Origin of the sequence: Cognatiluteimonas telluris, from assembly GCF_011320095.1 — a bacterium.
In the GTDB taxonomy this organism is placed as follows: Bacteria; Pseudomonadota; Gammaproteobacteria; order Xanthomonadales; family Xanthomonadaceae; genus Cognatiluteimonas; species Cognatiluteimonas telluris.
On the sequence record NZ_JAANOY010000016.1, the window covers coordinates 19,761 to 43,567 of the forward strand.

Annotated in this window: 19 protein-coding genes and 1 tRNA gene; 10 read left to right on the forward strand and 10 right to left on the reverse strand. The window is 71.7% G+C overall.

Going from position 1 to position 23,807, the window contains the following annotated elements; all coding sequences use genetic code 11:
• Positions 1–11: 11 nt before the first annotated feature.
• The 4 genes from zapE to G7B67_RS09135 form a co-directional block, all read right to left on the reverse strand.
• Positions 12–1,109, reverse strand: a complete 1,098-nt coding sequence (gene zapE, locus G7B67_RS09120; protein WP_166211190.1) for a cell division protein ZapE — start codon at positions 1,107–1,109, stop codon at positions 12–14.
• Positions 1,106–1,768: an alpha/beta hydrolase gene (locus G7B67_RS09125; protein WP_166211193.1), complete on the reverse strand. Its 663-nt coding sequence runs from the start codon at positions 1,766–1,768 to the stop codon at positions 1,106–1,108. The genes zapE and G7B67_RS09125 overlap by 4 nt, the downstream gene beginning before the upstream one ends.
• A gap of 194 nt (positions 1,769–1,962) precedes the next feature.
• Positions 1,963–2,481 (reverse strand): c-type cytochrome, encoded by a 519-nt coding sequence (locus G7B67_RS09130; protein ID WP_166211264.1) that lies wholly within the window; start codon positions 2,479–2,481, stop codon positions 1,963–1,965.
• Between the two features lie 84 nt (positions 2,482–2,565).
• Positions 2,566–2,642 (reverse strand) — tRNA-Arg (locus tag G7B67_RS09135).
• Positions 2,643–2,738: 96 nt separating this feature from the next.
• On the opposite strand from G7B67_RS09135, the gene ubiA reads away from it, so the two are divergent.
• The gene (gene ubiA, locus G7B67_RS09140; RefSeq protein ID WP_166211196.1) at positions 2,739–3,644 is read left to right on the forward strand and encodes a 4-hydroxybenzoate octaprenyltransferase; all 906 of its coding nucleotides are present in this window, start codon (positions 2,739–2,741) and stop codon (positions 3,642–3,644) included.
• Positions 3,645–3,764: 120 nt separating this feature from the next.
• On the opposite strand, the gene G7B67_RS09145 is transcribed toward ubiA, so the two are convergent.
• The gene (locus G7B67_RS09145; protein WP_166211199.1) at positions 3,765–4,496 is read right to left on the reverse strand and encodes a ComF family protein; all 732 of its coding nucleotides are present in this window, start codon (positions 4,494–4,496) and stop codon (positions 3,765–3,767) included.
• Positions 4,497–4,545: 49 nt separating this feature from the next.
• On the opposite strand from G7B67_RS09145, the gene bioB reads away from it, so the two are divergent.
• From bioB to G7B67_RS09175, 6 genes are read left to right on the forward strand one after another with little or no spacing between them, the layout of a single operon-like run.
• Positions 4,546–5,598, forward strand: a complete 1,053-nt coding sequence (gene bioB, locus G7B67_RS09150; protein ID WP_166211202.1) for a biotin synthase BioB — start codon at positions 4,546–4,548, stop codon at positions 5,596–5,598.
• Positions 5,599–5,601: 3 nt separating this feature from the next.
• On the forward strand, positions 5,602–6,822 hold the full coding sequence (gene bioF / locus G7B67_RS09155) for an 8-amino-7-oxononanoate synthase (protein WP_166211205.1): 1,221 nt from the start codon (positions 5,602–5,604) through the stop codon (positions 6,820–6,822).
• Entirely contained in the window at positions 6,819–7,838 is a 1,020-nt protein-coding gene (locus G7B67_RS09160; RefSeq protein WP_243412315.1) for a multidrug resistance efflux transporter family protein, read from the forward strand. The genes bioF and G7B67_RS09160 overlap by 4 nt, the downstream gene beginning before the upstream one ends.
• 17 nt (positions 7,839–7,855) lie before the next feature.
• The gene (bioH, locus tag G7B67_RS09165; protein ID WP_166211270.1) at positions 7,856–8,629 is read left to right on the forward strand and encodes a pimeloyl-ACP methyl ester esterase BioH; all 774 of its coding nucleotides are present in this window, start codon (positions 7,856–7,858) and stop codon (positions 8,627–8,629) included.
• Positions 8,626–9,531, forward strand: coding sequence for a malonyl-ACP O-methyltransferase BioC (gene bioC, locus G7B67_RS09170; RefSeq protein WP_166211208.1), 906 nt, complete (start codon positions 8,626–8,628; stop codon positions 9,529–9,531). The genes bioH and bioC overlap by 4 nt, the downstream gene beginning before the upstream one ends.
• Before the next feature lie 57 nt (positions 9,532–9,588).
• Positions 9,589–10,182, forward strand: a complete 594-nt coding sequence (locus tag G7B67_RS09175; protein ID WP_166211211.1) for a hypothetical protein — start codon at positions 9,589–9,591, stop codon at positions 10,180–10,182.
• Between the two features lie 44 nt (positions 10,183–10,226).
• Here the strand turns inward: G7B67_RS09175 and G7B67_RS09180 are convergent, their stop codons facing one another.
• The 3 genes from G7B67_RS09180 to G7B67_RS09190 all read right to left on the reverse strand — a co-directional run bounded on the left by G7B67_RS09180 (position 10,227) and on the right by G7B67_RS09190 (position 13,719).
• Positions 10,227–11,738 (reverse strand): ArnT family glycosyltransferase, encoded by a 1,512-nt coding sequence (locus G7B67_RS09180; RefSeq protein ID WP_166211213.1) that lies wholly within the window; start codon positions 11,736–11,738, stop codon positions 10,227–10,229.
• A gap of 63 nt (positions 11,739–11,801) precedes the next feature.
• A complete protein-coding gene (locus tag G7B67_RS09185; RefSeq protein WP_166211216.1) occupies positions 11,802–12,779 on the reverse strand; it encodes a threonine ammonia-lyase in 978 nt (325 codons plus the stop codon).
• Between the two features lie 10 nt (positions 12,780–12,789).
• Positions 12,790–13,719: a DMT family transporter gene (locus G7B67_RS09190; RefSeq protein ID WP_166211219.1), complete on the reverse strand. Its 930-nt coding sequence runs from the start codon at positions 13,717–13,719 to the stop codon at positions 12,790–12,792.
• Between the two features lie 141 nt (positions 13,720–13,860).
• Between G7B67_RS09190 and G7B67_RS13315 the strand changes: the two genes are divergently transcribed.
• The 3 genes from G7B67_RS13315 (at position 13,861) to G7B67_RS09205 (ending at position 18,472) form a co-directional block, all read left to right on the forward strand.
• Entirely contained in the window at positions 13,861–14,583 is a 723-nt protein-coding gene (locus G7B67_RS13315) for a hypothetical protein (protein WP_207780901.1), read from the forward strand.
• 553 nt (positions 14,584–15,136) lie between these two features.
• Complete coding sequence (gene mnmG, locus G7B67_RS09200; RefSeq protein WP_166211222.1) at positions 15,137–17,026, forward strand: tRNA uridine-5-carboxymethylaminomethyl(34) synthesis enzyme MnmG; 1,890 nt, start codon at positions 15,137–15,139, stop codon at positions 17,024–17,026.
• 105 nt (positions 17,027–17,131) lie between these two features.
• The gene (locus G7B67_RS09205) at positions 17,132–18,472 is read left to right on the forward strand and encodes a hypothetical protein (protein WP_166211225.1); all 1,341 of its coding nucleotides are present in this window, start codon (positions 17,132–17,134) and stop codon (positions 18,470–18,472) included.
• Positions 18,473–18,487: 15 nt separating this feature from the next.
• Here the strand turns inward: G7B67_RS09205 and G7B67_RS09210 are convergent, their stop codons facing one another.
• Both G7B67_RS09210 and G7B67_RS09215 read right to left on the reverse strand, forming a co-directional pair.
• Complete coding sequence (locus G7B67_RS09210; protein ID WP_166211228.1) at positions 18,488–19,927, reverse strand: RNB domain-containing ribonuclease; 1,440 nt, start codon at positions 19,925–19,927, stop codon at positions 18,488–18,490.
• 4 nt (positions 19,928–19,931) lie between these two features.
• The gene (locus tag G7B67_RS09215; RefSeq protein WP_425482432.1) at positions 19,932–23,780 is read right to left on the reverse strand and encodes a translocation/assembly module TamB domain-containing protein; all 3,849 of its coding nucleotides are present in this window, start codon (positions 23,778–23,780) and stop codon (positions 19,932–19,934) included.
• Positions 23,781–23,807: the final 27 nt, after the last annotated feature.

Sequence of the window (23,807 nt, forward strand, 5' to 3'; positions counted from 1 at the left end):
GCGCGCCGGCTTCAGCCGCGGTGCTCGAGCGCGAGGTATTCGGCCGAGCGCATCTCGATCAGGCGCGAGGTCGTGCGTTCGAACGCGCCGGCAAGCCGCTCGCCCACGTACAGGGCCGGCGGCGGCGCGGCGGCGGTGCAGACCAGGTTGACGTGGCGATCGTAGAGCTCGTCGACCAGGGTGATGAAGCGGCGCGCGGCATCGTCGCGGCGGGCGTCGAACCGCGGGATGCCGCCGAGCAGCAGGGTATGGAACTCGCGCGCGACCTCGATGTAGTCGCCGGCCGCGCGCGGGCCTTCGCACAGCGCATCGAAGTCGAACCACACCAACCCCTTGCTGCGCGCGCGCACCGCGATGCGCCGCCCATCGATGTCGATGCCGGCGTCGCGATGCGCATCGTCGCCGCCCAGTGCATGCCAGCGTTCGTCCAGCCAGGCGTCGGATCCGGCATCCAGCGGCTGCCGGTAGACCGGCGAGCGGGTGAGTGCGCGCAAGCGGTAGTCGTGCGTGCTTTCCAGGTGCGATACAACGCAATGCTCTTCGATCTGCGCGATGGCCGGCAGGAAACGCGCGCGTTGCAGGCCGTCCCTGTACAGCTGCGCCGGCGGCGTATTGGAGGTGGTGACCAGCACCACGCCTTCGGCGAACAGGCGTTCGAGCAGGCGCCCGAGCAGCATCGCGTCGCCGATGTCGCTGACGAAGAATTCATCCAGAACCAATATCCGGTACTGCCGCCGCCACTGGCGCGCGATCGTCGCCAGCGGATCGCGCTCGCCGGCATGCGCGCGCAGGGCGGCGTGGATTTCGCGCATGAAGCGGTGGAAGTGCGTGCGCCGCTTGTGCGCGATCGGCAGCCCGGCATACAGCAGGTCGACCAGGAAGGTCTTGCCGCGGCCGACGCCGCCCCACAGATACAAGCCCTGGATCGGCGGCACGCCGGCGCGCAACAGCCGCGACAGCCAGCCTGCCGACGGCGCGTCGACCAGCGCGACATGGATGCGGTCGAGCTCGCGCAGCGCCGCTGCCTGCGCCGGGTCGGCGTCCCAGTCGCCGCGTGCGACGCCGGCGGCATAGGCCTGCGACGGTGTCGCCACCCCGTCCGAGGTCATGCGGCGCTGGGCAGCCAGGGCCGCACCCCGTTCTTCACCGCGCCGCGCAGGTCCATCAGCCGGCGATGGAAGAAATGGCTGGTGTCGGGCATGCGCACCAGCTGCGGCGGCGTGGCCATCGCTTCGATCCAGGCGTAGACCGCCTGCGGATCGACGATTTCATCGGCCTCGCCCTGGATCACCAGCCACGGACAGGTCGGCAGGAGGAGCGCATCGAAGTCCCAGCTGCGCCGCACCGGGGGCGCGATCGACAACATGAAGGCCGGTTGCAACGTCGGCGCGGCACGCAGGGCCACGTAGGCGCCGAAGCTGAAACCGCCCAGCCACAGCGCCGCGGCCGGGCGTTGCGCGCGCACCCAGCTGGCGACCGCGACCAGGTCTTCGGTCTCGCCATTGCCGTCGTCGAAGTGGCCCTGCGAGGCGCCGACGCCGCGGAAGTTGAAGCGCACGGTATCGACGCCGACCTCGCGCAGCGCGCGCGTGGCCATGGTGACGACCTTGTTGTGCATGGTGCCGCCTTCGGTCGGCAACGGGTGGCAGAACACCGCGACCGCCGGGACCGGCGGGCCTTCGGCCGGATCCACCGCCAGTTCCAGCGCGCCGGCGGGGCCGTCGAGCAGCACGCTGGCAGGTTCGGTCGGGAAGGAAGGCGCGGGCATCGCGCCATGATAACGGGCGGGCCGGGAGCGCCCTGTCTGCGTGTGGCGATGGTCCCACGCAGACGTTTCGACGCCGGGCAATGCTGGCATTGCGCGAGCTTGCAGAAGCGCTTCAGTCGCGGCCGCGGCGAACGACGGTGGCGGCGGGAAAGCGCGCGGCTGAAGCCGCGCCGACGCTGGTCCGACGTGCCGCGTTACTTGATCTGGCCCAGCATCCAGTCGACGGTGGCCTTGACCTGGTCATCGGTCAGCGCCGGGTTGCCGCCCTTGGGCGGCATCACGCCGCCGTCGGGGCCGTGGAAGCCCTCGATCGCGTGCTGGTACAGGGTGTCCTTGCCCTGCGCGATGCGCGCTGCCCAGTGCGCCTTGTCCAGGGTCGGCGCCATGCCGGCACCGGAGGTGTGGCAGCCGGTGCACAGGTTGTTGAAGATCACCGAGCCGTCGGTCGTGCCGCCGTAGGCGACCTGCGAGGCGGCGGCGGCCTGTGCGGCGGCCGAAGCGGCGGCCTGCGCCGCGGCACCGGTGGCGCCGGCATAGACCGCGCCCAGAGGCTCGATGCGGTCCTGGGTGCGCTGCGCCGCGATGGGCGAGACTTCGGCCGGAATCGCGCTGTTGAGGTGATAGGCCAGCAACTGCAGCCCGGCGGTCAACAGCACCAGGAAGCCAATCACCATGGCGAATTTCTTGAGGAAGTCGAGGTCGTAGTTGCGCACGATCCACCTTGTCGCGGCCATGCCGCTGGGTCTTGAGGGGCCTGCAACCGGCTACGGCCGCGGAGCCAACCATTGTGGTGCTAATGGCGCGCCCGGAGGGATTCGAACCCCCGACCAATGGCTTCGGAAGCCACTACTCTATCCGGCTGAGCTACGGGCGCGAGGCCGTTCCGCGAGCCTAGGCACGCGCAGGAGGCGCATTCTCGCATGATCGTGCGAATCGGCGCGAGCCGCGCGCCAGTTGCTAGGCTGGCGCGATGAGCTACGAGCGCTACGCGCCGCCGCCCGCCCCGCCGCCGCCGACCCCGCCGACGCGGCTGTCGCTGTACTGGGCGCTGGTGCGCGGCAATCGGCCGATCGGCTGGCTGCTGCTGCTGTGGCCGACCTGGTGGGGGCTGTGGATCGCCGCCGGCGGGGTGCCGCCATGGTGGCCGTGGCTGGTGTTCACCGCCGGGGTGTGGCTGACGCGCTCGGCCGGTTGCGTGATCAACGACTATGCCGACCGCTGGCTGGATCCGCAGGTCGAGCGCACCCGAGACCGCCCGCTCGCCACCGGCGCGGTGTCCGGGCGCGAGGCACTGGCGGTGTTCGCGGCGCTGATGCTGGTCGCCTTCGCGCTGGTGCTGACGCTCAACCGGCTGACCGTGCTGCTGAGCGTCGTCGGCGTGCTGCTCGCGGCCAGCTATCCCTACCTCAAGCGCTACACCTACCTGCCGCAGGTGTACCTGGGGATGGCCTTCGGCTGGGGCATCCCGATGGCGTTCGCCGCGGTGCAGGGCCACGTGCCGGCGGTGGCCTGGGTGCTGTACATGGCCAACATCTTCTGGGCCACCGGTTACGACACCTGGTATGCGATGGTCGACCGCGACGACGACCTGCGCGCCGGCGCGAAGTCGACCGCGATCCTTTTCGGCGATGCCGACCTGGTCGCCCTGGGCGTGCTGTACGCGATGACCTTCGCCGCGCTCGCGCTGGTCGGGCAACGCGCGCAGCTCGGGCGCTATTACTGGTATGGGCTCGGCGCGGCGCTGCTGCTGGTGGGCTACGAATTCCTGATCGCCCGGCATCGGCAACGCGACGCGTGTTTCCGCGCGTTCCTGCACAACCACTGGGTCGGTGCGACGATCTTCGCGGGTATTGCCGCCGATTACGCGTTGCGCTGAGGCCGAGGCTTTCGCGAGCTCCTTCAGTCGTCCAGCGGCACGAAGCGCTCGCGGCTGAAGCCGCTCCTACCAGGGGAAGCGGCGGCCCCGCACAAACCGGACCGCCCGGGCGGTCCGTTGCTACGGCACCCGCGCGCAGACCCAGGCATCGACGCGCTGGACGCCGGCGCGCCGCAGCGCTTTCGCCGCGGCGTGGAGGGTGGCGCCGGTGGTCATGACGTCATCCACCAGCGCGACGTGCGCCGGCAGGGCCATCCCCGCCGGCACGTGGAAGGCGTCGCGCAGGTTGCGCTGCCGGTCGGTGGCGTTGGCCTGCTCGGACTGCGGCGCGGTGGCCTTGCGCCGGCGCAGCAGCTCCTCGCGCAATGGCAGCCCGAACTGGCGTGCGAGCGGCCGCGCCAGTTCCAGCGCCTGGTCGTAACCGCGACGGCGCAGGCGCGCGGCATGCAGCGGGACTGGGACGATCGCATCGGGTTGCGGCGCTCGCGCGCAGGCCTGCGCCATCAACTGCGACAGCAGCCGCCCGGCGGTGAGGTCGCCATGGAACTTCAGCCGCGGCAGCAGCCGGTCCAGCGGCCGCGCATACACGAAGGCCGCATGCACCTGCGCCAGTGGCGGCGGCGCCTGCAAACAGCCGCCACAGGCCACCGCCGGCGCTGGAAGCGGCAGCGCGCAGCTCGGGCAGGCGGTGCCCAGCCACGGCAAGGCGTCCGCGCAGTCGGGACACAGGTCGCGCGCGCCGTCGCCGCGCTCGCCGCAGGCCAGGCAGCGCGGCGGCCACAGCGCGCCCAGCAGGCGCGCGAAGCGGCCGTCAACCGGGCGCGGGTGGATCGGGTTGACAGTGGCGGGCATGGTTTCCAGACTGCCTGGCTCGCCCCGCGCCCGCAGTCGGAAAACGCCCATGCCTGACGTCAGCATCGCCCTCGCCACCGCGCCGCTGCGCCACGACTGGTCGCGCGAGGAGGTGCTGGCCCTGTTCGCGCTGCCGTTCACCGAGTTGCTGCATCGCGCCGGCAGCGTGCACCGGGAGTGCTTCGATCCGGCCGAGATCCAGGTCAGCACGCTGCTGTCGGTCAAGACCGGCGGTTGCCCCGAGGACTGCGGCTACTGCCCGCAGGCCGCGCGCTACCACACCGGTGTCGACGCCACCAAGCTGATGGAAACCGGTGCGGTGGTGGAGAAGGCCAGGCAGGCCAAGGCCGCCGGCGCCTCGCGATTCTGCATGGGCGCGGCGTGGCGCTCGCCCAAGGATCGCGACATCCCGAAGGTCGCCGCGATGATCCGCGAGGTGAAGGCGCTGGGCCTGGAGACCTGCGCCACCCTGGGCATGCTCAGCGATACCCAGGCGCACGCGCTCAAGGACGCGGGCCTGGACTACTACAACCACAACCTCGACACCGCGCCGGAGTTCTACGGCGAGATCATCCACACCCGCGAGTTCCAGGATCGGCTGGACACGCTGTCGCACGTGCGCGACGCTGGCATGAAGACCTGCTGCGGCGGCATCGTCGGCATGGGCGAGAGCCGTGAACAAAGGGCGGGCCTGCTGCAGACGCTGGCCACCCTGCCGGCGCATCCGGATTCGGTGCCGATCAACCGCCTGGTGCAGGTCGCCGGTACGCCGCTGGCGGGCACCGCGGAACTGGATCCGTTCGAATTCGTGCGCACGATTGCGGTAGCACGGATCCTGATGCCGAAGTCGATGGTGCGGCTGTCGGCCGGGCGCGAATCGATGTCCGACGAGTTGCAGGCGCTGTGTTTCGCTGCCGGCGCCAACTCGATCTTCTACGGCGAAAAGCTCCTCACCACCGGCAACCCGGACACCGGGCGCGACCTGGCGCTGTTCGCACGCCTCGGATTGCGGCCGATGGCGGTGCGGGTCGACGCTGCCGACCACGATCACGCCGGCACCGTGCACGCCTCGATCACCGACCATCCCGCGGTCGCGGCCTGAGCCATGCGCCCGCGCCTGGACGAACGCATCCAAGCCCAGCGTGCCGAACGCATCGCGCTCGGCCGCAGCCGCGAGCGGCGCATCGTCAGCCGCCGCGACGGCGTGCGCTGCCTGGTGCTCGACGCGCATGGCGACGGCCGCTGGCTGGTGAATTTCTGCAGCAACGACTACCTGGGCCTGTCGCAGCAGTTCGCCGTGACCGAAGCGATGCAGGACACTGCGTCGCGCGAAGGCGCCGGCGGCATCGGCTCGCACCTGGTGTGCGGCCACCACGCCACCCATGACGCGCTCGAACGCGAGCTCGCCGACTGGCTCGGCGCGCCGCGCGCGCTGCTTTTCGGCAGCGGCTTCACCGCCAACCTCGCGGTGATGCAGGCGCTGCTGCGCCCGGGCGACCTGTGCGTGCAGGACAAGGCCAACCACGCCAGCCTGATCGATGCCGCGCGCCTGGCCGGTTGCACGCTGCGCCGTTATCCGCATGCCGACGCCGATGGCGCGCTGCGGCAGTTGCGTTCCGTGCCCGAGCCGACGGCGATGTTGGCCACCGACGGCGTCTTCAGCATGGATGGCGATGTCGCCCCGTTGCGCCGGCTGGCACTGGCCGCGCGCGTGCAGCAGGCGACGTTCTATGTCGACGATGCGCATGGCATCGGCGTGCTCGGCCCCGAAGGCCGCGGCAGCGTCGCCGCCGCGCAGCTGGGCGTGGCGGAAGTGCCGTTGCAGCTGGCGACGCTGGGCAAGGCCTTGGGCAGTTACGGCGCGGTCGTCTTCGGCGACGACGCGCTGGTCGCGCACCTGGCAGAAACCGCGCGTCCCTACCTCTACACCACCGCGTTGCCGCCGCCGCTTGCGGCCGCATCGCTGGCCGCGGTGCGGCTGGCGCGCAAGGACCACTGGCGGCGCGAGAAACTCGCCGGCCTGATCGATCGCTTCAAGCGCGGCGCCGCCCGGCGCGGCCTGTCGCTGCTGCCTTCGGACAGCGCAATCCAGCCGCTGCTGTGCGGCGACAACGCGCGCGCGCTGGCGCTGGCCGCCGCGCTGGAAACGCGCGGCTTCTGGGTCGCCGCGATCCGGCCGCCGACCGTGCCCGAAGGCGGCGCGCGCCTGCGCATCACCCTCAGCGCCGGGCACGCCGATGCCGACGTCGACCGCCTGCTCGACGCGCTGACGCACGCGTCCGAGGCGATCGGCGCGCAGCGCCACGCGCCGGCACTGCCGGCGTGACCGCGACGCGACACACCCGCCGCCAGGGCCTGGCGGCGATTGCGATTGCCTTGCTGGCGGCGCTGTTCTTCACCTTCACCTATGTCTTCAACCGCGCGATCGCAACCGATGGCGGGCATTGGGCGTGGACGGCGTCGCTGCGCTACCTGCTGACGCTGCCGATGCTGTTGCCGCTGATGCGCTGGCAGGGCGGGATCGGGCCGGTGTGGCGCGCGCTGCGTGCGCATCCGTGGCCGTGGCTGGCCTGCAGCGGACTGGGCTTCGTGCTGTTCTACGTATTGCTGGCGTATGCGGCGGGCAGCGGGCCGTCGTGGCTGGTCGCCGGCTCGTTCCAGTTCACCGTGATCGCCGGCATGCTGTGCGCGCCGCTGGTCTATCGCTTCACCGCCGCGGACGATCCGCGCCGCCGGATTCCGCGCGCCGCGCTGGCGGTCGGCGTGCTGATCCTGGTCGGCGTGCTGCTGTTGCAACTGGGCCATGCGCACGGACACCTGGATCGCGACGGCTGGATCGCGCTGGCCTGCGTGCTCGGCTCGGCGGTGCTGTATCCGCTGGGCAATCGCCTGCTGTTGTTGCACCTGGAGCGCACGGGCGAAACCCTCAACGCGACGCAGCGCGTGTTCGGCATGACCCTGGCCAGCCAGCCGCTGTGGTGGCTGGTGGCGGCTTTCGCCTGGCAGCAGGCGGGCGCGCCGTCGCCGCCGCAGTTGTGGCTCGCCGCCGGCGTCGCGCTCAGTGCGGGGGTGATCGCGACGATCCTGTTCTTCCAGGCCACCGGCATGGTCCAGCACAACCCGGTGGCGCTGGGCGCGGCCGAGGCGATGCAGGCCGCCGAACTGCTGTTCGCCACCGGCCTGGGCGTCGGCATGCTGCGCGAGCCGTGGCCGCAGGGCGTCGCCTTGTGGGGTGCGTTGCTGGTGATCGCGGGAATCATCGCGTTCGCGTGGGTGGTCGCGCATCCGGCGACGTCATCTTCCGCCCAGGCGCAGGCCCTGTGCGCGGACCGCGGCGCATGAGTGCGATGACGCCATCGCTGCACGTCGAAGTCGTCGGCAGGGGTCCGCCACTGGTGCTGCTGCATGGTTGGGCGATGCACGGCGGCGTGTTCGCGCCATTGGTCGCACGCCTGCGCGACGTGCATACGCTGCACCTGGTCGACCTGCCCGGGCATGGACTGAGCCATGACAGCGCAGTGCCCCTGGCACTGGAGCCGTGCGTCGAAGCGATCCTCGCCCAGGTGCCGGTCGCGCCGTGGTGCGGCTGGTCGCTGGGCGGCATGTTCACGTTGCATGCGGCGTCGACCCGGCCGCATTGCGTTCCGCGGCTTGCGTTGCTGTGCGCCAACGCCAGCTTCGTCCGCCATGACGACGAGCCCGGCGAGGCGGCCCACCTGGGCGTGTCGGCGGACATCTTCCGCGATTTCGCCCAGGGCCTGCGCGAGGACTATCGCGGCACCCTGGATCGCTTCGTCGCGCTGGAAGCGTTCGGCTCCGACCACCAGGGCGATGAGCTGCGCACGTTGCGACGCGACCTGTTCGCGCGCGGCGAACCCACCGCGCTGGCGCTGGCCGATGGCCTGCAATTGCTGCGTAGTGTCGATCTTCGCCCGGCCCTGCCCGGGCTGCGCGTGCCCAGCCTGTGGCTGGCCGGCCGCCGCGACCGGCTGGTGCCGGCGCGCGCGATGCGGCTGGCCGCCGAGCACACGCCGGCCGCGCGGTTCGAGGTGATCGAACACGCCGGCCATGCGCCGTTCCTGACCCACGCCGACGCCGTGGCTGCCCGCCTGCTGGATTTCCTTGCCGCATGAACCTGCCTTCGCACCACAACCTCTTCGACCGCAGCCAGGTGCGACGCGCCTTCTCGCGCGCCGCGCGCAGCTACGACGCCGTCGCCGGATTGCAGCACGGCGTGGAAGCGCACCTGCTCGAATCGCTGGAGTACTGGAAGGCCGCCGCGCCGCAGGTCGTGCTCGACCTGGGTTGCGGCCCCGGCACCGCCGCGCAGGCCTTGCAGCGGCGCTGGCCCAAGGCGCAGGTGCTGGCGCTGGATCTCGCACTGCCGATGCTGCGCGAGTCCGCGCGCCGGCAACGCTGGCATCCGCTGCGTCGCGGCGTGCGCCGGGTGTGCGCGGACGTGCGCGCGTTGCCGCTGGCCGAGGCGAGCGTGGACGTGCTGTTCTCCAACCTGTGCCTGCAATGGGTCGAGGACCTGCCGGCGGTGTTCGCCGGCTTCCGCCGCGTGCTCAGACCCGGAGGCATGCTGCTGGTATCGACCTTCGGGCCGGCAACGCTGCACGAGCTGCGCGATGCCTTCGCCGAGGCCGATGCGGTCGCGCCGCACGTGAGTCCGTTCACCGATATCGCCGGCTTCGGCGATGCGCTCATGGCCGCTGGCTTCCGCGACCCGGTGCTCGATCGCGACGTCACGCTGACGCGTTATCCGGATCTCACCGCGCTGATGCGCGAGCTGCGCGCGATGGGCGCGACCAATGCCCTGCATTCGCGCCGTCCGACCCTGACCGGTCGCGCGCGCTTCGCACGGGCCGCGCAGGCCTATGCACGCTTCATCGAGCCGTCGGGGCAACTGCCCGCGAGTTGGGAAACCATCACCGCCATGGCATGGGCCCCCGCGCACGGCGCGCCGATCCGCGAAGCGGGGGTGGAGATCGCGCGCTTCCCGGCCAGCGGCATCCCGGTACGGCGGCGCTGAGCGGCGTTCAGCCGTGCGGCGCTAGATTCGCGCACTCCCCACAAGCGGCGCGAACACATGCGATGGCGGAACTGGATGATGGCGGCGGCGCTGGCGCTGCCGATCAACGCACTGGCGCAGGACGCGACGGCGCCGTGGACGCTGGATCCGTCGCTGCTCGCCGCCAGCGGAAATGAACTTCTGCAGCGCGTGCCCGACCCGCAGGTCGATGCGCTGCTGCTCACCGTGCACGATGCGATGCGGGAGGACGCCCAGGCGCAGGTGCTGTGCGGATTGTTCGACCCGCAGGCCGATCGCAGCCTGGAGGGGATGAATGCGATTGCGGCGCAGCTGCCTCCGGCCAGCCGCGACCGCTTCGCCGCCGCGATCGGCGACGCATTGGTCGCCGCATTGCAGTCGCCGCCGCAGCCCTACGATGGCGCCCGGGCGATGCAGTCGATCAAGGCAGCCGGGGTCACCGCGGCGCTGCTGCACGACGGTTTCACCGCCGGATTCAATGCGCCCGCCGATGCACCCGACAGCCAATGGCAACGCTGCCGTTCGGTGCGCTGGTTGCTCGACGCGATGCAGGCGCGGCCGGCGGCCGAGCGTGCGGCGATGACGCGGCTGCTGTTGCAGCAGGGCCTGTCGAAGCTCGCGCCCGACGCCTGAATCGCGGCCGCGGTGCGGTCGAAGCGGCGTTCAGTGCGCGCCGTTCAGTGCGCGGCGATTGCCACCCGCCGCACCCGCAGCAGCACCCGGCCTTCATAGGGCGTGCCCTGCGCGATCGCAGTGAATCCGTGCGTGGCGAGCAGCGCGCGCAATTGCGACACGCGCGCCTGCTTGATGATCCACAGGCTGTCCGGATCGAAGTCGTCGTCTAGCAGGTCGGTCACGGCCGCGTCGTATTCCGGGTTGAACCGCGGCGCGCCTGGCAGCGGCTGCATCGACAGCTTCTCGACATCCGTGCCCAGGTGCAGGTGCAGGCCATAACGCGCCATGTCCTCGACGAAGTTGACCTGGCTCACCGGTCCAGCGACGCGCGCGCGGATCGCCTCCGCCCAGCCGGCGGCATCCTTGTGGGTGGGAAAACGCGCGGCCGCCAGCTGCAACGCCAGCACGACAGCGACCCAGGCCAGCAGCCAGCCCCAACGCGGCAGGGACCGGCCTTCGCGCTGCCGCTGGCGCGCCGCCAACACTGCCAGCGGTACGAACAACGGCAGGATGTACAACGGCATCCGCGACCGCGACACGCAGAACACCAGCAGCGGCAGCAGCAGCCATAGCGCCAGCAACAGGTGGCCGGCGTCGGCCGTGCGCGCTTCGCGCGGGCGCCACGCGCGCACGGTCGCGGGCAGTTCGCGCGCCCAGCGCAGCAGCGCGGGCGTCCACGGCAGCGTCCCCACCAGCAGCGTCGGCAGGTAGATGGCGATCCAGCCGTACCACTGCCCGTGGCGGCTGAAGTCGTCGCTGGCGACGCGATCGACGACTTCGCTGCCCAGGAAGTACTGCAGCAGGCCCGGGTGGCGCTGCACCACCGCGAGGTACCACGGCGCGGCGACCAGCACGAACAACAGCAGGCCCGACCAGTGCAACGCGCGCGGGCGCACCCGACCGGGCATGGCGAGGTCGAAGCCCAGCACCGCCAGCAGCGGCAACAGGCCCGGCGGGCCCTTGGCGAGGAACGCGAGCGCGAACCCGAGCCACATCACCGCGAGCCATCCGAGTGCGGTCGTGCGCCGCCCCAGCGCCGATGCACCGAAGCGCGCCTCGACGAATCCCCACAGCGCCAGCGTCTCGCACGCCGCCAGCACGTAATCGGTGGTGATCAGTTGCGCCGCGCCGATCGGCAGCAGCATCGTCGCGTAGGCCAGGGCCGCCTGTTGCTGGCTGCCGGGCGCGAGCCTGCGTGCGATCAGTCCCGACAGCAGCACGCACAGCAGGTACGACAGCGCCGCCGGCAGGCGCGCGGCCCAGGGGTTGTGCCCGAACACCGCGACGCTGGAGGCAATGGCCCAGTAGGTCAGCGGCGGCTTGGTCCAGTGGTCGACTTCGTGGCTGCGCTGCGGCTCGATCCAGTTGCCGCTGTCGAGCATGTGCAGCGCGACGTTGGTATAGCGGCCCTCGTCCGGATCCCAGATCGCGCGCTGTCCGAGGAACAGCAGGGACAGCGCGATCGCGATCAGCGCGATGCGGGCGGCAGGGGAATGCAGCAGCAGCCGATGCATGCGCAGCTCGCGTGAATGACCGACGTGGATTCTAGCGACGCGGCGCCTGGCGTGCGCGCGTGTTCAGGTGGCCGAGAACAGCGTCGGCAGTGCATCCAGGTCGACGTTGCCACCGGACAGCAGCACGCCCACGCGCTGGCCTGCGAAGTGCTGCGGGTAACGCAGGATCGCCGCCAGCACGGTCGCCGAGGACGGTTCGACCAGTTGCTTCATGCGCGACCACAGCAGGCGCATCGCCGCCACGGTGTCGGCGTCGTCGACCACCAGCGCCTGCACGTCATGCGCATGCAGCAGATCGAAATTGACCTGGCCCAGGGTGCCGCGCAGCCCGTCGCAGATGGTGTCGGGGACGAAGTCGGTGACGCGGCGGCCCTGCGCGAGCGAGGCCGCGGTTTCCGCCGCGCCCGCGGGTTCGGCGACGTACAGCCGGCAGTGCGGTGCGAGCGCCGCGGCCGCGAGCGCGGTGCCCGATGCCAGTCCGCCGCCGCCGACCGGCACCACCAGCGCGTCGAGTCGGCCTTCGCAGGCGTTGATCAGCTCCAGCGCAGCCGTGCCCTGCCCGGCGATGACGTCCGGATCGCGATAGGGATGCACCAGCGTCGCGTCGGTATCGCGCTGCAACGCGTCGCAGCGCGCTTCGCGCGCGGCGATCGTCGGCGCGCAGGAATGCAGGCTGGCGCCATAGGCGCGGATCGCGGCCAGTTTGGAGGCGACCGCGCCTTCGGGCACCACCACGTGGCAGGCGATGCCGCGGGTGCCGGCCGCCAGCGCCAGCGCGGCGCCATGGTTGCCCGAGGAATGCGTCACCACCCCGCGCGCGGCGACGGTTTCGGGCAGCGCCCAGACCGCATTGCAGGCGCCTCGGAACTTGAATGCACCGGCGCGCTGCAGCTGCTCGCACTTGAAATGCAGCTGCGCGCCGGCGAGCGCATCGAGCGAGCGCGAACGCAGCACCGGCGTCACCTGCGCATGCGGCGCGATCCGCACCGCGGCGGTCATGACATCGGCGAAGGTCGGTGCGGTGATGGCGTGGATGTCCATGTCGGCAATGCTATCGCGCGGTCCGCCGGCCGAGGAGGCTGACCGCGGCGGAACCCGCGACCACCAGCAGTGCGCCGGCATAACCCAGGGTGCTGATGCGTTCGGGTGCGATCAGCCACGGCCACCACTGGTGCACGAGCGCCACCGCGCCGATGCACAACAGCGGCGTCGTCGCCAGGATCGCCCACACCCGCGAGGCTTCCCAATGCGCCAGCGCTTCGGCGAAGGCGCCGTAGGCACCGATGGTGTTGAGCGCGCAGTAGCCGAGCATCGCCCAGTGCAGGCCATCCAGCCGCGCCAGCGAGGCCGGATGCGAGAACGGCAGCAGGGCCACGCTGGCGGCGACGTAGATCAGCAGCAGGATCTGCATCGAGCCCAGCTGCAACAGCAACTGCTTCTGCAGCAGCGCATACGCCGCCCACACCAGCGCGCCGATCACCACCCACGCCGATCCCAGCAGGTAGCCCGGCGCCTGCCGCGCCGCGTCCAGCTGGTCGCGGAAGAACAGCACCATGCCGCCGGCGAGCAACGCCAGTCCCAGCCACTGCGCGGCGCGGAAGTCTTCGTGGAACACCCAGATCCCGCCCAGCGCCATCAACAGCGGCGCCAGCTGGATCAGCAACTGCGCATTGGCCGGCGTGGTGTGTTGCACGCCGAGCAGGTAGAAGACGTAGTTGCCCAGCAGCAACGCGGCGGCGGCCGCCAGCATCGCCCACTGTCGCCGCGACAGCGCGCCGTAGCCGCGCAACTGCCCACGCGCGCCAAGCCAGGCGGCGGTGAACACCATCGCCACCACGAATCGGAACCATGTCAGCGTGATCGGATCGAGGATTTCCAGGCAGACCTTGAGCGCGATCGGCAACGTCGCCCAGAACCCCGCGGTCGCCAGCGCCAGTCCCAGGCCAAGGCGCCAGCGCCCCGAGGTTCGATGCAGTGCCATCGGTGGGATCCGCAAACGTGGTCACGCATGCTCGCAGTCGCGCGCCGCCATCACAATTGGCATTCAGGTGTGGGCGGAAAGGTTAAGCACGGATTCAAAGCCGGCGGCGGAAGCTGCGGCTTCCATCGAGGGGACGCCACCATGAACCGCACACTGCTGTTGCCGACCCTGGCCGTGACGCTCGCCGGCCTGCTCGGAGGTTGCGTCACCAGCGGGTACCAGTACCGCGATGGCACCGGCGATTACTACTATGGCCAGCCATCGACCGAGGTCTACGACCATGGCTACGGCGGCTATGGTGGGTACGGCTACGGTTATCCCGGCTACGGTTACGGGGGTGGCTGGGGCGGGAGCATCGGACTGGGTTACGGCTATGGCGGCTACGGGTATGGCGGCTACGGCTACCCGTGGGGCGGCTTCGGTTACGGTGGTTACTGGAGTCCCTACTATCCGCCGATCATCATCGTGCGCCACGGCCAGGGCCACGGCCACGGCCACGGCGACCACGACGACCACGACGACGGCGGCGACACGCGGCCCAATCACGGCCATCGTCCGGACCCGCCGCCCTGGGGCGAGCGTCCCAAGCCGCCACGGCATCGGCCGATCCCGATGCCGCTGCGTCCTCGACCGGTGATGTCCGGGCCGTTGCCTTCGCGGCCGCTGTCGTCCAGCGTTCGCCCCGTGGCGTCGGCTCCGCTGCCGGCGGCTCCGATGCGGCGTCCATTGGTGCCGACGGCCCCGGTTCCGAAGATGGGCCGGCCCGATTTCCAGCCGGCACCGCAGCGAAACGAGCGTTCCCAGTCACGCGCGCCGGCGAGAGCCGAACGGGATCGCGACGAGCGTCGCATTTCCAGGCCCTGAGAGCGCTTGCGCTGGGACGGGGTCGGGCCCCAAGCTAGCCGCGGCTACTGACGGGCTGCGTCGCATTGCGACGCGGCTTGCGTCGCCTTCCATGTCGATGCCCGGCGGGGGTTCCCGGATCCCCCCTGTTCCGCTTCCCCGCCGGGCGTCGGCGCCTTTCGCGCGTTCCTCCGCGCCTCGTCGGCGATTCCATGCCGGCCATCCGCAGCGGACGGCTGCCTCATACACCCGCATCGCCGCCGCGTGGCCTTCGCCGCGGCCATCTGCGCACTGAATCATTCAGCCTGTGCTGGCCACGACAGTTGGCACGCTTCCTGCATCATCTCCCCTGCACCCGACGTGGCAAGGCGTCAGGGGCGCCGACCAGGATTGGAACAGGGCTGGTCGCGCGCACGTCGGGGATGCCGGGGCCGAATGTCGGGGGACGTTCGGCCCCTTTTTTTGCCCACTCTTTGCGCAGCGCGAGCGCACGCGCCAGCGTCGCCGCGACCGGGCCCGCCCCGGCGCAGGCAAGCACGACATGGTGCCGGCCGCCGCGCGCGATAATGCGCCCATGCCCGAGTCCTTCCATCGTTACGACGTCATCGTCATCGGCGGCGGCCACGCCGGCACCGAGGCGGCGCTGGCGTCGGCCCGCAGCGGTGCGCGCACGCTGCTGCTGACCCACAACATCGAGACGGTCGGCGCGATGAGCTGCAACCCGGCGATCGGCGGGATCGGCAAGGGCCACCTGGTGCGCGAGATCGATGCGCTCGGCGGCGTCATGGCCCGCGCCGCCGATGCCGCCGGCATCCAGTGGCGCCGGCTCAACGCCTCCAAGGGACCCGCGGTGCGCGCCACCCGCTGCCAGGCCGATCGCGCGCTGTATCGCGGCTTCATCCGCCGCGCGGTGGAATCCCAGCGCAACCTCAGCGTGTTCCAGGCCGCGGTCGACGACCTGTTGATCGAAGGCGAGCAAGTGCGCGGCGTGCTCACCCAGACCGGCCTGCGGTTCACGGCGCCGGCGGTGGTGCTGACCGCGGGCACCTTCCTTGCCGGCCGCATCCATGTCGGCGACACCCAGTACGCCGCCGGGCGCATGGGCGATCCGCCGGCGACGACGCTGGCCGCGAAGCTGCGCGAGCGGCCCTTCGTCGTCGACCGCCTCAAGACCGGCACGCCGCCGCGGATCGATGGCCGCAGCCTGGATTACTCGGTGATGACGCTGCAGCCCGGCGACGACCCGCGCCCGGTGTTCTCGTTCATGGGCACGCGCGCCGACCATCCGCGGCAGGTGCCGTGCTGGATCACCCACACCAGCGAACGCACCCACGACATCATCCGTGGCGCTCTGCATCGCTCGCCGCTGTACAGCGGCCAGATCGAAGGCGTCGGCCCGCGCTACTGCCCATCGATCGAGGACAAGGTGGTGCGCTTCGCCGACAAGGACAGCCACCAGGTGTTCGTCGAGCCCGAGGGCCTGGACGCCAGCGAGATCTATCCCAACGGCATCTCGACCTCGCTGCCGTTCGACGTGCAGCTGGAGCTTGTGCGCAGCATCCGCGGCTTCGAGCGCGCGCACATCACCCGGCCCGGGTACGCGATCGAATACGACTATTTCGATCCGCGCGGGCTGAAGGCATCGCTGGAAACCAAACCGATCGCCGGGCTGTTCTTCGCCGGCCAGATCAACGGCACCACCGGCTACGAGGAGGCCGCCGCGCAGGGACTCATCGCCGGGCTCAATGCCGCGCGCCACGTGCGCGCGCTGCCGGCGTGGTCGCCACGGCGCGACCAGGCCTACATCGGCGTGCTGATCGACGACCTCGTCACCCAGGGCACCACCGAGCCCTACCGCATGTTCACTTCGCGCGCCGAATACCGCTTGCAGTTGCGCGAGGACAATGCCGACCTGCGGCTGACGCCGATCGGGCGCGAACTTGGCCTGGTCGACGACGCGCGCGCGGCCGCTTTCGAACGCAAGCGCGAGGCGATCGAATGCGAGCAGGCGCGCCTGGGCGCGCTGTGGGCGACGCCGAACAACGCATTGGGGCGCGAACTGGCTTCGGTGCTGTCGCTGGAGCTCAGCCGCGAGAGCAGTGCGCTGGACCTGCTCAAGCGCCCGGAACTGGATTACGCGGCACTGCTGTCGGTGCCCGGGTTCTCGCCTGCGGTCGACGACCCGGCGGTGGCCGAACAGGTCGAGATCGGAGTCAAGTATTCGGGCTACCTGCAACGCCAGCACGACGAGATCGCGCGCCAGCAGCGGCACGAAGCCCACGCGATCCCCGCGGGTTTCGATTACGCCGCCGTGCGCGGCCTTTCGGCGGAAGTGCAACAGAAACTCGAGCGTGTGCGTCCGGAGACCATCGGCCAGGCGCAACGCATCCCGGGCATGACACCGGCGGCGATTTCCTTGCTGCTGGTGCACCTGGCGCGCGTGCAGCGCGCGCGCGTGGCCTAGGCACCCCCGCCCGCTTCCGGTGGGAGCGAAGCCCAGGTCGCCCGTGGGCTTTGCGCCTCGCTCCACGCGGCGCTCCTACAATGGGCCGCTCAATGGAGAGGCACGATGCGCCAATTGACCATACTTGCGTGCGGCCTGCTGCCCGTGCTGTTGCTTGGCTGCCATCGAACGCCCGACGCCGCCGAGGCGTCCGCGGCCGTGGGCCATGGCGATTACGCGCGCAGCGAGTGGCTGGTGCCCTCGTCCCCGGGCGCGATCGCCCCTGGCCTGGCGACCAGCCATGACGGCCGCCTGCTGCTGAGCTGGATCAGCACGGTGCCCGGACGCCGCGATGCGCTGCAGTTCGCCGCCTGGGGCGACCAGGGCAACTGGGAAAGTGGCGCGCGCACGATCGTGGTCGGCGATGCGCTGCTGGCCGAAGCCGCCAACCGGCCGCACATGGCGGCGACCGCCGACGGCGCGCTGTGGGTGCAATGGCTGCAGAAGGATCTGGCGCAGCCTGGCGCCACCGACCTCATGCTCGCCCGCTCGGTCGATGGCGGCTTCAACTGGAGTCCGCCGGCACGCATCAACGGCCGTACCGACGATGCCGAACGCGGCTTCGTCTCGCTGTGGCCGGCCGGTCGCGACAGTCTCGGCGTGGCTTGGCTCGACGGCAGCGCCGATGCGGCGCCGCCCACGGCATCGCCGGCCAAGGCCACGACCGCACCGCGCGCGAAGACACCCGCGCCAGGCGCGCATGCGATGGACGACGGGACTTCCGACGCGGCGGCCGACCAACGCACCGCGGTGCATGCCGCGCTGTTCGACCGCCTGCTGCAACGCCACGACGATGCGGTCGTCGATACGCTGGCCTGCGACTGCTGCCAGACCGCCGCGGCGGCGATCGCGCCGGGTGCGCTGCTCGTGTTCCGCGACCGAGACGCGAAGGAAACCCGCGATATCGCCAGCGCCCGCTTCGATGGCGCCCACTGGACCGCGCCAACGCCGGTCCACTCCGACCATTGGACGATGCCGGCATGCCCGGTCAACGGCCCGGCGCTGGCGGTGGAGGGCCACACCGCGTTCGTCGCCTGGTACACCGCCGCCGGGCAGCAGCCGACGGTGTCGCTCGCGCGCAGTCGCGATGGTGGCCAGCGGTTCGACCCGCCGGTCGTCGTCGACCACGGCGACGCCGTGCAGGGCCGCGTCGCGGTGGCTTTCGGTGGCGCCCAGGTCTGGATCGCGTGGTTGCGCGCGGAGGCGGGCGGCCAGGGGCTGTGGCTGGCGCGCTACACGCCGGACCTGACGCGCGAACTGCAGCGGATGCGGGTTGCGACGCTGCATGGCCAGGGCATCGCTTCGGGCTACCCGCAACTGGCCCTGCATCGCGATGCGGCGTACCTGGTCTGGACCGACGTCGCCGACGGCACGCCGCGACTGCGCGGTGCGATCGTCAGCCGCTAGCGGTCCAGCCGGCGCTCACGCCAGCACGAAGCGGGTGGTCCGCCGCGCAGGATCGGCTTCGACCAGCCGCACCCGCACCGTATCGCCGAGCGGCAGCGGGCCGGCACCGGCGACCGGCGCCTCGATCGCCGGATCGCGCAGCATGACCACGCCCTGCGCGGGATCGTCGCGACGCACCTCGACGAGGTCGCCCTCGAACACCTCGCCCACGCGCGAAGCCAGCGTCGCGGCCTCCACCTGGTCGAGCACCGCGCGCTCGAAGCGGCTGGCGCGCTGGTCGGCGGCCTGCATCGTCGCCGGCAGCGCCGGCAGGGCATCGCGCACCCACGCCGGTACCGGCGCCTGCGCGCACAGCGCGACGCAGGTCTCGCCGGTGTAGCGGTCCACCAGCCGCCGCAGCGGCGCGGTCGCATGCGCGTATTCGGCGGCCAGTGGCCAGTGCATCGGTTGCGCCGGCAGCGCGCCGTCGAAGGCGACGTAACCGGCGCCGCGCAGCACGGTGGTGCTGGCCACCATCATCGCCACGTCGCGCGGCTTGGCTGGATCCAGCGAATCGATGAAGTCCGGATACGACATCGCCTGCGGCCAGGCCAGGCCGAGCGCGTGCGCGGTGCGTCGCAGGCGCTCGACGGCCCCGTCCTGCGGCTTGGGCAGCGTGCGCAGGATGCCCACCTGCGCCTGCACCATCAGGTGCGCGGCGGCCATGCCGGTGAGCAGCGAGATCTGTTCGTTCCAGTCCTCCACCGGATGGCGCGCACGGAATTCCAGCCGCCATTGCCCATCGCCCTCGACGCGGATCTCCTGCTCCGGCAGCGGCAGGCTGATGCCGCCGCGACGACGCTCGCGCTGCTTGCGCAGCTCGCCCACTTCGCGCAGCAACGCCCACATCGGATCGGCATCGCCGGCATCGATGCGTGCCTGCACGCCGTCGTAATCCAGTCGCGCCCGGCTGCGCACGCGCGCACGGCGCACGTCGACCGCGGTGCCTTCGCCGGTCGCGTCGAGCTCGATGCTCCACAGCAGCGCCGGGCGCACCTGGTCGGGCAGCAGCGAGGCCGCATCCTCGGACAGGATTTTCGGGTGCAGCGGGATCTTCGCGTCGGCGCCGTACAGGGTTTCGCCGCGCTTATGCGCCTCGATGTCGATCGCGTCGCCGGCGGTGACGAAGGCGGCGACGTCGGCGATGGCGTAATGCACGCGATAGCCGTCGCCCGCGCGCTCGACGTGCAGTGCCTGGTCCAGGTCCATCGCGCCGGCGGGATCGATGGTGACGAAGGGAATGTCGGTGCGATCCAGCGCCGGCAGTCGCGGCGCAAGCGCGGCCTGCGCGGCGAGCGCCTCCACCCCGGGCGGGAACGCAAGCGGCAACGCCTGTTCGCGCTTGATCGCGGCCACGCCCTGTTCGAGCGTCATCGCGATCGGCGGCGGCACGCGCAGGCGGCGGGTGGTGCTCATCGGCTCACTTCTCCTTGCGCCAGTTGGCCGAGGCGCGGTTCTCGACCGTGCTCGATTCGATCTCGATGTCGAAGCCGTGCCCCAGCAGGTACTTCAGCGTCAGCACCTGCCCGGTGCCGAGCAGCGAGACACCGTAGCCGACGTAGAGGCGCGGCGACAGGTACTTGCCCACGCCAAGCACGCTGGCCCCGAGCGTGCGCGACTGGCTGACGCCGGCCGCGTCCAGGCCAAGTTTCGCGCCCAGCTGCGATGCGATGAGATTGCCGCCGGCGGCAAGCGCGGCGCCAGCGGCATCGAGCTGCTGCGCCTCGTCGTTGCTGGCGGTCGACAACGGGCGCCCGAGCGCGAGATAGGCCAGCGCCTGCGACTGGTCGGTGGCCGGATCGGTCCACACCTGCGCATGCGGGCGCGACGCGCGACCGCTGACGTCGATGCCCGCGGTGACGTCGCCGACCTCGCGTTGCGCGCGGATGTCCAGGCGCGGGTCGCCGATGGGATCGTTGTTCCAGGCCAGGTCGCCGCGGGTGATGTCGAGCTTCTGACCGTAGGCGAGATAGCGGCCGCCGACCTGCAGCCTGCCGGTGGCACGCAGGGGCGCCCCTGCCGGCGCGCCGACCTGCAGGCTGCCGTCGAGGGTGCCGTCGAGGCCGAAGCCGCGCAGGTGCACGTCGTCGCCGAGCACCAGCGTGAGGTCCAGCGCCAGCGGGGTGGCGGCCTTGGCGTCGGGCGTGGCCGGATCGAGCACCACGACATCCGGCGAGGTGGTCGCGCCGCGGTCCAGTCGCGCCAGGTCGATGTCCGCGCTCGGTACGCCGACGCGGCCGGTGACCGACAGCGGTTGTCCGGCCGCATAACGCACGACCACGTCCGGGTCGATCACCGCGCGCAGCTCCGGCGTATCGGATGCGAGCACGTTGTTTCCGCGCACGCGTAGCACCAGCGGCGCCGAGGGCGTGCCCGCCGTACCGCGCCAGCCCAGGGTGCCATCGACCGTGAGCACACCGTCGCCGGAGCGCAGCCGCCCGTCGATGCGCGCGCGGCCATCGGCTTGCGCCTGCAGGCGCAGGTTACCGTCGCGCAGCGTGAGCGCCAGCGCCGGCACCTCGGTGTGGAAGCCGCTGAGCTGTGCCTGCCCGCCCAGCACCGGCTGCGCGCGGGTGCCGCCGAGGGTGACGTGCCCCTGCAGGCGGCCGGCCGGATCGACGATGTCCGGCGACAGCAGTTCCATCCACGTCAGCGCGTCGGTCGAAAAGCCGAGCTGGCCCTGCAAGCGTGCGTACGCGTCCCAGCCGGTGGCCACCTGCGCATCGATGCGGCCGTTGCCGGACAGGCCGGCGTGCAGCGTGGCATCGAGTTGGCGCGGATCGAAGCGGGCGTCGAACACCAGCGCGTCGTACGCCACCAGGTCGCGACGCGCGCGTTCGCTGTTGCGCAGTCCGCCCGCGGCCGACGTGACATGCACCTCGCCGCGCCAACGCCCCTGCACCGGTTGCACGTGGGCGCGGACATCGAGGACGCCGTGCAGGCGCCATGGCAGCCCATCGCTGCGCGGCGACAGCCATGGCCTCGCCAGGGCCAGTGGCAGGCCCCGTGCGTTGACCTCGATGCCCCGGCGCGGCCAGTCCGCGCTCGCGCACACGGTGCCGGCGTCGACGGCGACGAAGCAGTTGCGCGACAAAGTCCAGCGCGCGCCGTCCTGCGCGAACCGCGCCGGTGATTGCAGCCGCCACGGCGCGCCCTGCGCGGGCGCCAGCCGCAACGCCGCCAGCGTGCCGCGCCAACCGCCGCCGTGCCTGCTGGCCTGGCCCACGAGCGTCATCGTGCCAAGCGGACCCTGCGCGCTCGCCTGCAGTTGCAGTGCTTCGACCGCGCCGCGCGCCTGCACCTGCAGGCGATCCATGTCGACGCCGGCCGCGAGGCCGCGTGCGTCGAGCGTCAAGGCACCGCCGCCACCGTGCCACGGCAGGCGCCCATGCGCCGACAACGCGTCCAGCCGCCGGCCGCCCCAGGCCAGGCCGCTGCCGTCGAGGTCGACAGCGATGTCCGGCGCCGTGCGCGGTCCGCGCAGTTGCAGGCGACCGCGCAACACGCCGCGCGCCTGCGGCAGCAGGTCGGCCAGCTGCAGCGGCGTGAAGCGCGCATCCAGGTCGATGCGATCGCCGAACGTGCCGTGCGCATCGACGCGGCTGGCGCCGATCGCCAGCGAGACCGCGCCCCGGTATTGCCTGGCGGCCAGCGCAACGTCGCCATGGCCCTGCAATGCGCGGCCGCGCAGCCGGCCGGCGATCGAGGGCACCTGCACCTGCGCGACGAGGTCGCCATCGGCCTGGCGGTGGCCACTGCTGCGGATGCGTCCGTCCAGCGCGCCGTCCCAACCGGGCACGACGTAGCCGGGGTCGAAGTGCGCCAGCTGCGCCTCCAGCGCCCATTGCAGCGACGGCGCCCAGCGCAGCTGGCCGCTGGCATCGAGCGCACCGCCCGGGGTGGCCGCCTGCATCCGGCGCAACAGCGCATGTTGCCGGTCGCCGCGCGCATCGAACTGCACGCGCGCGGACTGCGCGCCGCGCTGCAGCGTGGCGTGGCCGATCGCCGCCCATGCGTCCAGCTGCCCGGCGAGGCCGAGGTCGGCATCGCCGCGCACGGCCGGCGCGCCCGGCGCGCGCCAGGTCAGTCCGCGCGCATTCACCGCGAATCGCAGGGACGACGTCCGCGGATCGTGCAGGTCGGCGCGGCCGCGCACGGTGATGCGGCCATCGAGCGTATCGATGACCAGCGGCTGCAGCTCGAGCATCTGGTCGACGAGCGCGACCTGCGATGGCTGGACGACGACCGACCACGCGCCGCGCGCCGCGTGTCCGTGCAGTCGTGCATGGCCACCGGTGCCGTCGGCGTGCAGGGCGAACGCGACCGGCGTCTTCGCCACGCCGTCGGTGAGCAATCCGGGGTCGAACGCGCTCGATTGCGCATCCAGCGTCCAGCGTGGCGACTGCACGCCGTGCAAGGCCAGTGTCGCGCGCACCGGTGCCGGCGCATGGCCGCCGATCGCTACCTGCATCGCCGACAGGTCGCCGCGCGCCACCAGTGCCAGCGCCGGCCGGGTGCCTCCTGCGGCCGGCAACACGGCCGTCACGGTGAGATCGCTGCGGTAGTCGTCGGCAGGGGCGTAGTCGCCATGCGCGGTGAAGCGTCCGCGATCGCTGTCCACGCGCAGGTGCTCGACGTGCAGTCGCCCGCGCGCGGCATCGATCCCGCCGCGCACCGAGGCGATGTCGACCAGCGGCGCGCCATCGCGCGTGACCCGCAGGCGGTCGATGCGGATGGCATCGGCGCGCAGTGCCAGCGGCGGCGCGATCTGCGGCAGCGATCCCGGCCAGCGCGGCAATTCGAACGGCTGCGTCGTCGTCGGCAGCTCCAGCGTCGCATCGGCGATCGCCAGCGCATCCAGCCGCAGCCTGCGTCCCAGCAGCGGGCGCAGTGCCGGGTCGATCGCCACCGTGCGCGCGGTGAAGACCAGCGTGCCCATGTCGCAACGGTGGGTTGGATCGGCGACGCACGCGGCATTGCGCTGGCGCGGCATCGAAAAGCGCACCCCGTGCAGCACCATCGGCCCCGACACCGGGCCTTCGGCACGCTGCCAGGTCAGCGACGTGCCCTGCGGCAGGCGCGCGACGATCTGCCGCAGCAGCACGTCGCGACCGCCGATCGTGGTCAGCAGCCACCACGCGACGACCGCGACGACGACCACCAGCGCCGCGATCGCCCGGCCCGAGCGCCATGCCACCCGGCGCGCGAGCGCGCGTCGCGCCGCGTGGCGCTGCGCGCGCTGTTCCGGCGTCAGCGGCACGCCCCTCATCGGCCCACGCGCGTCATCGACCGACGC

Coding starts and splice junctions, on each gene's coding strand:
- mnmG (WP_166211222.1), top strand. CDS start 15,137: ATGCCCGAGTCCTTCCATCGTTACGACGTCATCGTCATCGGCGGCGGC.
- bioB (WP_166211202.1), top strand. CDS start 4,546: ATGCCTGACGTCAGCATCGCCCTCGCCACCGCGCCGCTGCGCCACGAC.
- G7B67_RS09215 (WP_425482432.1), bottom strand. CDS start 23,780: ATGAGGGGCGTGCCGCTGACGCCGGAACAGCGCGCGCAGCGCCACGCG.
- G7B67_RS09185 (WP_166211216.1), bottom strand. CDS start 12,779: ATGGACATCCACGCCATCACCGCACCGACCTTCGCCGATGTCATGACC.
- G7B67_RS09205 (WP_166211225.1), top strand. CDS start 17,132: ATGCGCCAATTGACCATACTTGCGTGCGGCCTGCTGCCCGTGCTGTTG.
- G7B67_RS13315 (WP_207780901.1), top strand. CDS start 13,861: ATGAACCGCACACTGCTGTTGCCGACCCTGGCCGTGACGCTCGCCGGC.
- bioF (WP_166211205.1), top strand. CDS start 5,602: ATGCGCCCGCGCCTGGACGAACGCATCCAAGCCCAGCGTGCCGAACGC.
- G7B67_RS09125 (WP_166211193.1), bottom strand. CDS start 1,768: ATGCCCGCGCCTTCCTTCCCGACCGAACCTGCCAGCGTGCTGCTCGAC.
- G7B67_RS09145 (WP_166211199.1), bottom strand. CDS start 4,496: ATGCCCGCCACTGTCAACCCGATCCACCCGCGCCCGGTTGACGGCCGC.
- G7B67_RS09210 (WP_166211228.1), bottom strand. CDS start 19,927: ATGAGCACCACCCGCCGCCTGCGCGTGCCGCCGCCGATCGCGATGACG.
- G7B67_RS09175 (WP_166211211.1), top strand. CDS start 9,589: ATGCGATGGCGGAACTGGATGATGGCGGCGGCGCTGGCGCTGCCGATC.
- bioC (WP_166211208.1), top strand. CDS start 8,626: ATGAACCTGCCTTCGCACCACAACCTCTTCGACCGCAGCCAGGTGCGA.
- ubiA (WP_166211196.1), top strand. CDS start 2,739: ATGAGCTACGAGCGCTACGCGCCGCCGCCCGCCCCGCCGCCGCCGACC.
- G7B67_RS09180 (WP_166211213.1), bottom strand. CDS start 11,738: ATGCATCGGCTGCTGCTGCATTCCCCTGCCGCCCGCATCGCGCTGATC.
- G7B67_RS09190 (WP_166211219.1), bottom strand. CDS start 13,719: ATGGCACTGCATCGAACCTCGGGGCGCTGGCGCCTTGGCCTGGGACTG.
- zapE (WP_166211190.1), bottom strand. CDS start 1,109: ATGACCTCGGACGGGGTGGCGACACCGTCGCAGGCCTATGCCGCCGGC.